The 13349-nt window shown below is 60.3% G+C and carries 7 protein-coding genes; 1 reads left to right on the top strand and 6 read right to left on the bottom strand.

Annotated features, from left to right (window positions below; genetic code table 11):
- Positions 1 to 49 precede the first annotated feature (49 nt).
- Positions 50 to 1603 (top strand): PLP-dependent aminotransferase family protein, encoded by a 1554-nt coding sequence (locus HUW52_RS00620; protein WP_175552709.1) that lies wholly within the window; start codon positions 50 to 52, stop codon positions 1601 to 1603.
- Here the strand turns inward: HUW52_RS00620 and HUW52_RS00615 are convergent.
- The 6 genes from HUW52_RS00615 to HUW52_RS00590 all read right to left on the bottom strand — a co-directional run bounded on the left by HUW52_RS00615 (position 1560) and on the right by HUW52_RS00590 (position 13203).
- Entirely contained in the window at positions 1560 to 6173 is a 4614-nt protein-coding gene (locus tag HUW52_RS00615) for a dermonecrotic toxin domain-containing protein (protein WP_175552708.1), read from the bottom strand. The genes HUW52_RS00620 and HUW52_RS00615 overlap by 44 nt on opposite strands.
- A 130-nt stretch (positions 6174 to 6303) precedes the next feature.
- Complete coding sequence (locus tag HUW52_RS00610) at positions 6304 to 7335, bottom strand: histone deacetylase family protein (RefSeq protein ID WP_175552707.1); 1032 nt, start codon at positions 7333 to 7335, stop codon at positions 6304 to 6306.
- A gap of 127 nt (positions 7336 to 7462) precedes the next feature.
- Complete coding sequence (locus HUW52_RS00605) at positions 7463 to 8455, bottom strand: AraC family transcriptional regulator (RefSeq protein WP_175552706.1); 993 nt, start codon at positions 8453 to 8455, stop codon at positions 7463 to 7465.
- A gap of 247 nt (positions 8456 to 8702) precedes the next feature.
- Complete coding sequence (locus HUW52_RS00600; RefSeq protein WP_175552705.1) at positions 8703 to 9707, bottom strand: asparaginase; 1005 nt, start codon at positions 9705 to 9707, stop codon at positions 8703 to 8705.
- Positions 9708 to 9879: 172 nt separating this feature from the next.
- Entirely contained in the window at positions 9880 to 11328 is a 1449-nt protein-coding gene (locus HUW52_RS00595; RefSeq protein ID WP_175552704.1) for a sodium:alanine symporter family protein, read from the bottom strand.
- A 450-nt stretch (positions 11329 to 11778) separates the two neighbouring features.
- Entirely contained in the window at positions 11779 to 13203 is a 1425-nt protein-coding gene (locus HUW52_RS00590; RefSeq protein ID WP_016985755.1) for an aspartate ammonia-lyase, read from the bottom strand.
- Positions 13204 to 13349: the final 146 nt, after the last annotated feature.

Raw genomic sequence — 13349 nt, 5'->3', positions numbered from 1 at the left:
TTGGTCTGTTGTAAGAGCCATTGATGACCAATTTCATAGGTCCATTGCCATGTCCGATTCGCCAACGATGTCCATGCCATTCAACCCTGCCGGTATCGAGCTTGATCGCCGCCAGGGTTTGAGTCGTCAGCTCTATCAGGCGTTGCGCCTGCGGGTGCTGGACGGGCGGCTGGCGAGTGGCACGCGGTTGCCGGCCAGTCGCGATCTGGCGGCGGCGCTGGGGATCTCGCGTAACAGTGTTGTGCGTGCCTACGATCAACTGTATGCCGAAGGCTTTATCGAAGGGCGGGTAGGGGATGGCACCTACGTCGCACAATTGATGCCGGTAGCGAGTCCTGCGAAAAAATTATCCACAAAAGTATCCACAGGGTTTTCAACAGGCTTACCCACAGCCTTATCCACAAATTGGCTGGATTTACCTGTAATTTCATCCAGTAAAGTTATCCACAGCGATAGTTTTTCGCGAATCGAAAAGAACCATTTGGCCCGGCCACCGAGTGGTCCGCCACGAGCATTCAGGGTGGGTGTTCCGGCGTTTGATCTGTTCCCGTTCGAGGTGTGGGCCAAGCTGAACGCGGCTTTTTGGCGTAAACCGGATCTGGAGCAGCTGTGTTACGGCGATCCGTCCGGCGATGCGCGCCTGCGTGCAATGATCGCTGCCTATTTGCGCAGTTCGCGCGGCATGCAGTGTTCACCTGAGCAAATTGTGATCACCAGCGGCGCACAGCAAGGTATTAGCCTTTGTGCACAGTTGCTGGTGGCACCGGGCGACGGTGTGGCGATCGAGAATCCTGGCTACCGTGCGGCCGGTCATGCGTTCGCCGTGGCAGGCGCTCGTTTGCACGGCATTGCCGTGGACGAAGAGGGCATGGATTGCTCGGGGCTGTCGGCCACCGGGGATTGTCGGGTGGCGTATGTCACGCCCTCGCATCAATATCCGACCGGCGTGGTGATGAGCCTGGCGCGACGTCTCGAACTGCTCGCCTGGGCCGAGCGCTGCCAAGGCTGGATCGTCGAGGACGACTACGATGGCGAATACCGCTACACCGGTGCGCCGCTGGCGCCTTTGGCGGCCCTCGATCGACAGGGTCGCGTGCTGTATGTCGGCACTTTCGGCAAAGTCGCGTTTCCGGCATTGCGCCTCGGTTATCTGGTGCTGCCACCGGCGCTGGTCGATGCCTTCTCGCAACGCCGGGCGGTGGATGTCCGCCATTCCGAGGTCAGTACACAAGCGGTGATGGCCGAATTCATGGCGGCCGGGCATTTCCAACGGCATATCCGACGCATGCGCCGCGCCGCCCTGAGCCGTCGCAACACCTTGCTCGACGGTTGGCCGGCAGCCATTGCCGGTGTGGGCGATTTACCCGCGGTATCGGCGGGGTTGCATCTGACCGTGGCCGTTGACAACATCGAACGCGAGCAGCAGTTGATTGCGCAGGCTGCTCGCGTCGATGTAGAGATAAACGGCTTGAGCAGCTACTGGCTGCCTGATTCCACGACGCCTCTGGACCAGCGTGCCGGCCTGGTTCTGGGCTTTGCCGCTGTCCCTGAGCCGGCGATCAAAGCGGCGCTGACCCGCTTACATCTGGCTTGGCGGGCGTGAAGAAAACGCTTTCGGCGAGCTGGCTTGAAAGAATCTCGCTGCGATGAATTTCGATCACTTGCTGATTGTTCAGGCCGCGCAAGTCGTATGCACCACCGAGGTGACGCTGTGCCACGGTTTTCATGTGTGCGGCGCCGATGGGCGTCAGCGGGGCGTCGACACTTTGATAGTGAAAGTGCGCATAGCACAGGACCTTGTCGGTTTTCGCATCGCGTACTTCGTATTCGTCGAGAAAGTCGTTGGCGTGTTTTTTCAGCCTGCGGCGAGTAACGGTTTTGGTGATGGTTACTTCACGTTGGCTTTTCAGCCACTCAACCCCTGCGGCCGTGGGCGGTTGCTGTTTGATCATGTTGATGCGCAGGCTGGTGCCTTTTTCGTAAAGACGGGTTGCGGCATCGTTGAGGGCGTGACCGAGGGTTTCCGTCCCGGGTGACGAGCCGGCAGTGAGATTGCTTGCCGTCAGCGCTTCATCGATCGCCGCGCTGGCCTTGCGCAGGCGGGCAGCATGATGATGAAAGGCCTCTTCAATCTCGACCGGAATTCGTTGTGCGCGTTTGATGCGGGCCTCGGTACGCTGTTCGAACGCAGGCAGGCCATCGATCAACGCCTGCCCCTCCTCAATGCTGGATTTAAGATTCGGCCTGGCCTTGGGCCTGGCAGGAGGCGATGGCGTCGTGCCGTGTTCGACCCACTCCCCCGGCGTCTTCTCATGAAACGTAGCGATTACCCCGGTCAGTTCGCTGCGCACTTCAACGAGGTCGGTGTCTTGGCCATCAATACTCTTTTTTCGTTCGCCGACCAGGGTGCCTTTGAACCGGGTCTTGATGATTTTTCGGCTGGAGGCCGAGGCCGAAGGCGGTCTCGATGGGCCGGGCTGGGGATTCAGCAAGTGTTTGTTACGCAGCAGATCCGCCAGTCGCACATCCGTTTGCGCCTTGAACTCGATCACTCGAGTGCGCACGTGCCCCAGTCGAGCCGACTGAATCTGCTCGGGAAACTCTACGGCGAAATCGGCAAAGCGTTGATCCACAGCGGCAAACTGTTCCGAGACATTGCTCAGGGCGTCGATTCTTTCGCGCAGATTGCTCAGGCTTTCATCGGCGGTCAGGTTCAGTGAACTCTGAATATTCAGCGCAGCATCTTCAATAAGCGTTTCCAGGGTCTGCTGCGCATCGGCGCGGATTGCTGTTTCGCCGGGCTTGATGCAAATCTCTTGGCCAAGGCTGATCTGCAACAGCTTGAGATCATTCAAATCGTAGGCCGGCAACGCTTTTCGATAAATGGCCAGGGTTTCCACGGCGTCCCTGCCAAGCAGTTCGAGCTCGCGGAATCGGCTATGCGCCGACTCGATCTTGTCGATGATGCCTTGGGTCTGATCGGTCATTTGTTCACAGGCCTGGATAAAGGCCTGCCGCTCGACGCGGGTGTCGTCTGCAATCATCGCCATCGTCGTCATTACATTGGCTTGATAGTCGGTGGAATGCTGGCTGAGCCACTCCTGGCCAAGAAACAACTGCATCTCCAACCGCTGAATCATGGTCGTGCGATAGTTGGGGATGTCCTGCGCGAGGTTCAATGCCTTGATCTTCTCGATGTTCGCGCCGTAGTCCTTGCTCTGCGCATCGAGGGTGTCCAGATACTGCTGACGTGCCGCTGCGAGGGCTTGTGGCTGAGCCGAGAGCATTGCGCTGTGGGCTTGATCGAGTCGGTTCTGTTTGTCCTCCATCGTCAAGTCGAAAGCCTTGAGATCGATGGTCAGCTTTTTCGCTTGCCTGTCGCTTTTGCTCTTGGCGTCCTTGCGGCGATTGCGCAGCCCGCCCCCGCGCAGGCGCAAGCGCAGGTCAACCACCCATAGACCGCCGGTGCTGCGGGTGAGCAAGGGGCCGGATATCAGCGATTGCATACGCGTGTCGATGATCTGCACATCTTCGTTGTCATTGATCGCGACCTCAAACCAGCGTTTGCCGACGGGGGCATACCATTTGTTCTGATGTGCATAGAGGTGTTGATGTCGACCGGTACTGGCGGCATCACCAAGCCCTTCTGGTTTCTCGACGTTGAAACGGTCGAGCAGGGATTTCAGCGCGAGGGGCGAGCGCAGTAGCGCGGCCATGGCGTTGACCGAGGATTCATGGGCGGCGGGCAGCTCGGTACGGGTGACGTCGGGCAAGCGCAACGGTTTGATCGTCGCAGGGCGTGGGGTTGTTGCCTGCGCCTCTTCCTCTGGCTCCACATAGGCTGATTCGGCGGGGGGCGCGTCGCCGACCGCGGCGCGATGAGCGAGCACCATGCCCAGCGCGAGGAAAATATCGGCCAGCGCCGTCCAGGCAAACTTGCCGGACTCTTGATTGGCGACGTCGCTGATCTCCTGCAAGTCGTCCATGATCTGCCAGATCCATGCCGCCGTGCCGACACTGCGGCCCAGAAACGGCAGTGCCGCATTGAAAAGCATCCAGCCGCCGCTTTTGAGTGTGGCCCAACGCGCTTCCGCATTGGAGACAGACTGGCGGTCGGCTTGAGTGATGACAGCTTGAGCGTTGGTGGTGTGCAAGGTCGCCAGGATGTCACTTTCGATGACGGCAGTACCCAGGGCAACGGGGCCGGACATATCGATTGAGGTGAGCGGGTTGACCAACAGTTGCGGGATCGTCCACACCGACGGCAATTTAGCGGTGAACACGAACTGGCTGTAATTGAATCGCACATCGTCCGGCAACCAGGCCAGTACCGACTCACGCAGGTGTCGTGAATGCCGGATCGAATACAGCAGGTTGGCGTGACTGGGGTACTGAATCAGTGCCATGTCGAACAGCGGCCGATAAAGCACGCAGGGGCCCTTGCTTGCGTCGCGCGGGCCGATGACGAACATGTTGGTCACGGTGTCGGCCGCTGAACTTGTGCGATGGGCTACGAACGCCAGTGGCCGGATGACGATCTCTTGCCCATCGACTTGACGCGCTTCGGCACGATCGTCAAGGACGGCGACCACGTATCGGTAACCCTGCTCGTCGATACCTGCTGTTCCACGAATCTTGTTTTGCAGTGCCAGCAACGGTAGTTCGAGAGCCAACTGATCGGTGTAAAGCTTCTGCAAGGCAGCCGCTTGCACGGCATCGTCAATCAGCAGCTTCTTCAGGTGCGCGGGGTAGGTTTTGCCGATGTCGACGGTGCTCACCAGTCGCTCGACATAAGCCACGGTCATCCAGTCCGGCAGAGCACTGTCGCCCTTGTAGCGTACGGTTTTATTGCCCAGCGGCAGACCTGCCAGGTTTTGCAGGGCAAGCTCGGTCAGCGACAGGCTCCTGGTTTGAATCTGGCCCGGCAAGACGAATGTGCCCCAAACCTCAAGACTGGCGATGCTGATCTCGATGTCGTCGATTTTCACGTCGCCCGCGCTCGGGTGCTCCTTGAGAATCTGCCGCGTCAGGGCATCGCGAGTAAAGGTCTGCAGACTGGCGACCTGTGCCTGAAACGACCGACCCTTGTGCGAATGCTGCAACACCGTCAGGTCCAACAGGTAACGACTGAAAGCGGCCTGATCGGCGGGCGCGGCGTTGTCCAGCCAGGCAGGCAGCATCGGGCGCAGGCGGTCGACATGGGGCTTGATGCCTGGCGGTGGCCGCCGGGGGCGACCGGTGTGAGGGTAGAGCAGATTGAATGTCGGGCCTTCGAAAAAATTGATCTCGCCGAGCGCGTCGCCTTCCAGCGCGATCAGCGTGCAGGCCTGGTGGTCGAAGAAGTTGCCTTGCGGTTCCACCAGCCGCCACTTGAGCCCGCGGTCAGGGGTGCGTTGCCAGTACTTGCGCGGCAGCGCCTCACCGAGCTCATCCAGCGAATCGAAATTCTGGAAGCCATGGATCACTGAATACGTCAGGATCATCGTGCGCTGCCCAACTGTGCCGATCAGTACGGCGCTGTCCAGCAGGGTCAGGTGACTGCTGTCTTCGTCAGCGGCCTGGCTCTGATCAAGGTCAATCAGGCAGGCGCGGGTCTTGTAGGGGTCTGCGGGCAAGCGCTGGTGCTTGTCCGGGACCTTGAAAACAGCCTGAGCCATGGCCAGTTGATCGGTATCCCAGCCAGTACGGGCGCTGACATTCCAGACGTTGCGCAGAGCGTCCGACATTTGCTGCCAGCGTGGCTGATGCGCAGCGGTGAATGCGCCCCAATAAGTAATATGTTGTTCTTTGAAGGCCACGAACATCAGGGGCGCGAGTTCGTTGAGCAGGCGGCCGACGGCGTCGATCTTTACCGGTAACTGGATCGCCAGTCTGCCGGGCTGCAACGTCAGAAAGTGCTCTGCATCGAGGTAGGTCACGGTGGTTCCGTTCAGCGTGAGCCGTACCAGAGCATCGGTCAGCGATTCGATCTGTTCGCGGCCGGGGACGATGCGCCCGCCCTCGTAGAACCATGACGGTGTCACCACCATGGCCTGTTGCGGATCAATGCCCAGCGTCGGATACAGCGTCTTGAGTGCCGGTTGCAGGGTTTTCGAGGCGACCTCGCGCAACGAGGGGCCGGTCATCAGTTGGGTCACTACATCAATGGTATTGGGGAGGGGAAAATCGGGCATGAGCCATTCCTGATCTGACGAGAGAGATTCATATCAGGGCAAGGTAGAGGTCGCGTCGTGGCGGTGTGCGGTACATAAATCTTGCGGGCAAAAAAAGACCCGCGAGCGCGGGTCCTCAGCTGTTTTCGGGTTACTGCGCGCTTTCGAAACCTTCAAGTACGTTCACTGCGTTGATTCCGATTTCTTCCACCGCGTATCCGCCCTCCATTACAAACAGTACGGGTTTGCCGAGGGCGGCAATGCGCCTGCCCATTGCCAGATAGTCCGGGCTGTCGAGTTTGAATTGCGAGATCGGATCGTCTTTGAACGTGTCGACCCCCAACGAGACGACGATGATGTCGGCGCCGTAGCTGTCGATCTCATTGCAGGCCTGATCCAGTGCCGCGCTCCAGACATCCCAGGCAGAACCGGCCGGCAGCGGATAATTGAAGTTGAAGCCTTCACCGGCAGCTTCGCCACGTTCATCTTCGTACCCGAGGAAGAAGGGGAACTCGGCTTCCGGATGGCCGTGAATCGAGGTGAACAGCACGTCGCTGCGCTCGTAGAAAATCGACTGCGTGCCGTTGCCGTGGTGATAGTCGACATCGAGGATCGCGACCTTCTGGTGGCCCTGATCGAGGAAAGCCTGGGCCGCGATGGCCGCATTGTTGAGGTAGCAATAACCGCCCATCAAATCGCTGGCAGCATGGTGTCCCGGCGGACGACACAGGGCGAAGGCACTGCGCGCACCCTGCTGGATCGCCGCTTGTGCGGTCAGGGCAACCTGCGCTGCGCTGTAGGCGGCTTGCCAGGTGCCCGCGGTGATCGGCGCCCCGCCGTCGAAGCTGTAGTAACCGAGCTGGCCATGCAGGCTGGTCGGTTTGATCGCCCGCAGGGTGCGTGCCGGCCACGTGTAGGGCAGCAGATCGCCGTCGGTGTTGAATTCGGTCCAGCGCTCCCAGGCGCCTTTGAAGAAGTCGAGGTAGTCGCGGCTGTGGATACGGGCAATCGGTTCGAGGCCGAAATCCCTGGGCGCCTCGACCGGGCCGAGATTCTGCTGCTGCACCCTTTGCAGCACATGGTCGGCGCGCGATGGCATCTCGAAGCAGGGCTTGAGCTGGCCATCGATCAATTCGCAGCGGCCATGGTGCAGGTGGTGATCGTCCGAGTAGATCGTCAGCATTTGTTGTTCTCCGCAGGGCTGATTCGGTTGTTGTCAGTGTTGCGGCGCGCGGCGAATCGGAGAACGGCAGGAAAGGCCAAAAGGGGATGGATATGGCCAAAAACACTGACCGCAATTCGCCCCTGTCTCAGGCCCTGAACTGACTCGGCGCCACGCCACTCCAGCGCACAAACGCATGGCGGAAACTGGCTGTCTCGCTAAACCCGAGGGTTTCGGCAATGCGGTAGATCGGCAGTTGATCCTCACACAACATCTGCTTGGCTCGCTCGAAGCGCAGTTCATCGAGCAGTTCCTGATAGCTGCAGCCCATGTCCTTGAGATGCCGGCGCAAGGTGCGCGGCGAGCACTTCATCTGCTGCGCTAAACCCTCCAAACCCGGCGCGGCGTTCAATTGCGCGCTGAGCAGCTGCCGAATCCGCCCCAACCACGCCTGACGCCCAGTGAATTCAAGGTTCTGCTTGCGGCAACGTTCGGCCATGGCTTGGTGGGTGATGAGATCGGCCAGCGGCAGCGGTTGATCGAGCCAGTGACGGTCGAAGGCGAAGGCGTTGTCCTTGGCGGTGAAGTGCAGCTGACTGTCGAAGTGCTCGGCGTAGCTGTCGCGATAGTCCGGCGCGGCGTGCTCGAACCGCGTCGCCAGCAAGGGCAACGGGTGCCCGAGCAAGTCGTCGCAAATGACTTTAAGTGAAACGAGACAGAACTCGGCGTTGAACACCGCCATTGCCGGACTTTCACGATAGTCGGCGGCGACAAACCAGACGCGCTCGCCGTCATCTTCCAGACTCAGTTCGAAAAGTGTTCCCAGTAGCGCCGGATAACGGATCGCCAGACGCAAAGCGTCACCGAAGGTGGCACAGGTAAGCAGCGCGTAACCGAGGATGCCGTAGCAGGAAACGTGCATGCGCCGGCCCAGTTCCAGGCCGATGTCATGCTTGAGCGCGACGGCATTAGCGCAAACCTGCATCTCCTGATTGGTGGTGATGCGGGTGTCGGCGCGCTGCAAATCTGCCGCACTGATGCCGCTGCCGGCCAACAACGCTTCGCTCGACAAGCCTTCGGCCTTGAAGGTGTTGAGCACCAGCGAGACGGCGTTGAGGGTGGTGAGGTGGGAGTGAAGCATAAGATCTTCCAGCCTGAGGGTGGCTGGAACGCAGCAAGTTGCATGCCGCAGTAGCCCCTCACCCCAGCCCTCTCCCAAAGGGAGAGGGGGCCGATCGGGGGAGATTGAAGAGATACGCCGACGTGAAAAAACTGTGCCGAATCCATAATCGACACTTTTTTCAGGTCGGCGTATAGCGCAAGACACTAAGGTCAGTTCCCTCTCCCTCCGGGAGAGGGCTAGGGTGAGGGCCGATCCAGAGCCTTGCTCAGAGCAACTCACCACACAAATCCAGCTCCATCAGCCGGCGGACATCACCTGTAGCCAGCCCTGCCCCCAGCAACCCATGCAACTTGCCGAACGCCGCCTCGCGGGTCATGCCACCACCGGACAACACGCCCACACCGCGCAAGCGGCTGCCTGCTTCGTACACATCAAGCTCAACGCCACCTTCATGGCACTGCGTAACCGCAACCACGACGACGCCGTTATCCCGCGCACGGCCAAGGCTAGCCAGAAACTCAGGGTTGTCGCTCGGCCCGGTGCCGCTGCCGTAGCACTCCAGCACCAGACCTTGAATGCCGCTGTCGAGAAGGCCGTCGAGCACCTCGGCACTGATACCCGGGAACAACGGGAGCACGGCGACCTTCGCCAGTTGCTTCGGCTGGTTGTAGTTCAACGACGCTGGAATCGAAGGGGCTTTGACACCGCCGCCCTGACGCTCCAGACGCTTGAACGGATGACGTCCGAAGCTGCGCACCTTCGCGCAACGGGTCGGAGCCAGCAGTTCGCCGTGAAAATACAGATGCACGCCAGGTGCCAGGCCCTGGCCCAGGGCAACCAGTGCGCCGCCAAGGTTTTCCCAGGCATCGCTGTCGGTAACGCCGGCCGGCAGCATGGAGCCGGTGAAGCACACGCGGGCGTGCAGGCCGAGCAACTGGAAACTCATCGCCGCCGCGCTGTAAGCCAGTGTGTCGGTGCCGTGCAGGATCAGCACGCTGTCGCATGCTTGCACATCCACGGCATCGACCACCGCTTCACGCAGTTGCTGCCAATAGGCCGGGGTCATGTTGGCGCTGTCGATCAGCGGCGACATTTCACGGAAGCGCCACTGTGGCACCACCAGCTCAGGCTGGCTGTGCAGGTAGTCGCGCATCCGCGCTTCGAAACCGGATGCCGGGGCCAGACCGTTGGCGCTGGCCTGCATGCCGATGGTGCCACCGGTGTAGAGCACCATGACGTGTTGGGCAGCGGGGTAGGTCGACGAATTCATGGGGATTCTCCGAAAGGATGAGGTCCTTGTGGGAGCGAGCCTGCTCGCGATGGCGGTTCATCATTCAACATTGATGTTGGTTGAAAGACCGCTATCGCGAGCAGGCTCGCTCCTACAAGTTATTGCACCACAATAACTGACGGGCGCAGGGGATGCGCCCGTCATTCACCTGTCAGCGTTGCGCTGCAGGCACGCCTTGCGGCTCGGCTTCGGTCTTGCCGGCAGCGGCAGACGGGTTGGTTGGCCAGGCTTTCAGGTCGAGGTCCAGATCAGCAAATTTGCTGGAGTCGAACACTGGCTGTTTGACGCCGGCGCGGCGCTGCCCGTCGTAGTCGCGCATCACGCGCATGCCGACCTTGAACAGCATGGCCAGGGCCACCAGGTTGACGAAGGCCAGGCAGGTCATGGTGATGTCGGCGAAGGCGAACACGGTCGACAGGTCCTGCATCGAACCCCATACCACCAGCGCCAGCACCAGACCGCGGAAAACCATCAGCGCGGCGCGGTTGCGGGTGAGGAACTGCAGGCTGTTTTCGCCCAGGTAGTAGTTGTAGAGGATGCAGGTGAAGACGAACAGCGACAGCGCGACGCTGACGAACATGCGACCCCAGTCACCGACCACCGCGGCCAGCGAGTTCTGGGTCAGGACGATGCCGTCACCTTCAAAGCCCGGGGTGTAGAAGCCCGACAGCAGGATCAGCAGCGCGGTGCAGGTGCAGATCACGAAGGTGTCGAGGAACACGCTGAAAGCCTGAACCACGCCCTGAGCGCCCGGGTGCTTCACGGCGGCCACGGCGGCGACGTTCGGCGCACTGCCCAGGCCCGCTTCGTTGGCGAACACGCCACGCTTCACGCCCATGACGATGGCGCTGCCGAGCAGACCACCAAAGGCCGGATCGAGGCCGAAGGCGCTCTTGAAGATGGTTTCCAGCATGGCTGGCACGTGTTCGATCTGAGTACCGATCACGTACAGGGTCACGCCGATATAGGCGAGGGTCTTGATCGGTACGAGCAGGTCGGACACCGAGGCGATGCGCTTGATGCCGCCGATGAAGGTGATGGCCAGCAGCACTGCCAGGACGATACCGGTGTGTTGTGGGTTGAATTCAAAGGCGTTCTGCAGCGAGTGGGTCACGGTGTAGGACTGCAGGCCAATGAAGGCGAAGCCGTAGGTAACCAACAGCAGGACGGAAAACACCACCGCCATGCCTTTCAACTTAAGGCCGTGCTGGATGTAATAGGCCGGGCCGCCACGGTACAGGCCGTCGCCATCGGCGCGCTTGTAGACTTGGGCCAGGGTACATTCAAAGAAGCTGCTGGACATGCCGACCAGTGCGGTCACCCACATCCAGAACACTGCACCCGGACCACCGAGGGTCACGGCGATGCCGACACCGGCGATGTTGCCTGCGCCGACACGGCCGGCAAGGCTGAGCATCAGGGCCTGGAACGAGCTGAGTTGCCCGGCGCTGCCTTTGAGGCTGTCGCGGAACACCGCGAACATGTGGAAGAAGTGGCGCAATTGAACGAAACGCGAGCGAATCGTGAAGTAGCTACCGAGCCCGACAATGAGCACGATCAGTACTTTCCCTGAGAGGAAGTCGTTAATGACTTCGAGCATGGATTTATCCTCGCTGTTTTTTGTGTGAGCAAATGCTGGATGGAAGAAATATCGTGTTACACCGGTGTGCGCGCGGCACGACAGGTGGGCGAAGGTTTCGTCCCGGATCCATTTCGCGGGTTTGTTATTAGTTCGGGTTTCGCATGGGTTGTGGCCTCGTTACCGACGACCGCTCACGCGAAGAGGGGCGGCACTATACCGATCAGTGACGCGCCCGTCTGCACGGTAGTGGTGCAAGCGACGAAACGAGGCTTTGAAACACCCGGCGTTACCGGCGCCGGGCTTGTGCAGGGACTGCTCTTCTGTCAGAGCGAGCAGTCCCCAGACATACGGGTCTCAGGGTCAGAAAGTTAAAAAAAAGGGCTTGGGGACTAAATCCCCAAGCCCTCAAAAGGTGAGAGGTGTCTAGTCCCTCGACCTGGTGAGCGGTGCTACAAGTAACGTGTCGGTTCAGGCTTTCAGCGGAACCAGACGCGGAGCAATCATGTTTTCCGGGCGCAGGATGTCGGCGAGCATGGCTTCGTCGAGCAGACCTTCTTCGCGCACCAGTTCCAGCACGCCGCGGCCGCTTTCAAGGGCGAGGCCGGCGATACGGGTGGCGTTTTTGTAGCCGATGTATGGGTTCAGGGCGGTGACCAGACCGATCGAGTGTTCGACCAGTTCACGGCAGCGCGCTTCGTTGGCGGTGATGCCGACGATGCAGTGCTCGCGCAGCATGTCCATGGCGCGTTGCAGCAGGCGGATCGAGTCGAAGATCTTGAACGCGATCAGCGGCTCCATCACGTTCAGCTGCAGTTGGCCGCCTTCGGCTGCCATGGTCAGCGCCAGATCGTTACCGATGACCTGGAATGCAACTTGGTTCACGGCTTCCGGAATCACCGGGTTGACCTTGCCGGGCATGATCGAGCTGCCTGGCTGACGCGCTGGCAGGTTGATTTCGTTGATGCCGGTGCGTGGGCCGCTGGACAGCAGGCGCAGGTCGTTGCAAATCTTCGACAGCTTCACCGCAGTGCGCTTGAGCATGCCGGAGAACAGCACGAACGCGCCCATGTCGGAAGTTGCTTCGATCAGGTCGGCGGCTGGAACCAGCGGTTGACCGCTGATCAGGGCCAGACGCTGTACCGCCAGCGCTTGATAACGCGGGTCGGCGTTGATGCCGGTACCGATCGCGGTGCCGCCCAGGTTCACTTCAGTCAGCAGTTCCGGGGCCAGCGTCTTCAGACGGGCCAGGTCTTCGCCCATGGTGGTGGCGAAGGCACGGAATTCCTGGCCGAGGGTCATCGGCACGGCGTCTTGCAGTTGGGTACGACCCATTTTCAGGACGTGATCGAATTCTTTGCCCTTGGCCGCGAACGCCTGAATCAGGCTGTCGAGGCTGGCCAGCAGGGTGTCGTGACCGAGCAGCAGACCCAGGCGGATCGCCGTTGGGTAGGCGTCGTTGGTCGACTGCGCCATGTTGACGTCGTCGTTCGGGTGCAGGTACTGGTACTCGCCTTTCTCGTGACCCATTGCTTCGAGCGCAATGTTGGCGATCACTTCGTTGGCGTTCATGTTGGTGGAGGTACCGGCGCCACCTTGGATCATGTCGACCACGAACTCTTCGTGGTAATCACCGCGGATCAATCGGGCACAGGCTTCGCTGATGGCAGCGTGCTTGGCTTCGCTCAGATGACCCAACTCGCGGTTGGCGTCAGCAGCGGCCTGTTTGACCATTGCCAGACCGACAACCAGTTTCGGGTAATGCGAAATCGGAACGCCGGAGAGACGGAAGTTGTTCACCGCTCGCAGGGTCTGGATGCCGTAATACGCTTGAGCCGGTACTTCGAGGGCGCCAAGCAGGTCGTTTTCTGTGCGGAAAGATGCAGCGGAGGACATGATAGAAATCATCTCGATATGGACCCGGTCTGTGCCGGAACGCTGCGAATGCTAGGCTTGTGGGAAATTTTGGGCCAATGCTGTTCAGCACTGCCCTATGCACATTCGGCATAATGCCCGTGTGACGCCGCGTGCGCGGCAGACGT

This window comes from Pseudomonas sp. 43A (assembly GCF_013363935.1).
GTDB classification, from domain to species: Bacteria; Pseudomonadota; Gammaproteobacteria; order Pseudomonadales; family Pseudomonadaceae; genus Aquipseudomonas; species Aquipseudomonas crudilactis.
This window is presented reverse-complemented; position numbering and strand designations above follow the sequence as displayed.

What these genes read in the sequence shown, in the direction of transcription:
- HUW52_RS00590 (WP_016985755.1), bottom strand. Translation starts at nt 13,203, where the DNA reads ATGTCCTCCGCTGCATCTTTCCGCACAGAAAACGACCTGCTTGGCGCC.
- HUW52_RS00595 (WP_175552704.1), bottom strand. Translation starts at nt 11,328, where the DNA reads ATGCTCGAAGTCATTAACGACTTCCTCTCAGGGAAAGTACTGATCGTG.
- HUW52_RS00615 (WP_175552708.1), bottom strand. Translation starts at nt 6,173, where the DNA reads ATGCCCGATTTTCCCCTCCCCAATACCATTGATGTAGTGACCCAACTG.
- HUW52_RS00600 (WP_175552705.1), bottom strand. Translation starts at nt 9,707, where the DNA reads ATGAATTCGTCGACCTACCCCGCTGCCCAACACGTCATGGTGCTCTAC.
- HUW52_RS00610 (WP_175552707.1), bottom strand. Translation starts at nt 7,335, where the DNA reads ATGCTGACGATCTACTCGGACGATCACCACCTGCACCATGGCCGCTGC.
- HUW52_RS00620 (WP_175552709.1), top strand. Translation starts at nt 50, where the DNA reads ATGTCCGATTCGCCAACGATGTCCATGCCATTCAACCCTGCCGGTATC.
- HUW52_RS00605 (WP_175552706.1), bottom strand. Translation starts at nt 8,455, where the DNA reads ATGCTTCACTCCCACCTCACCACCCTCAACGCCGTCTCGCTGGTGCTC.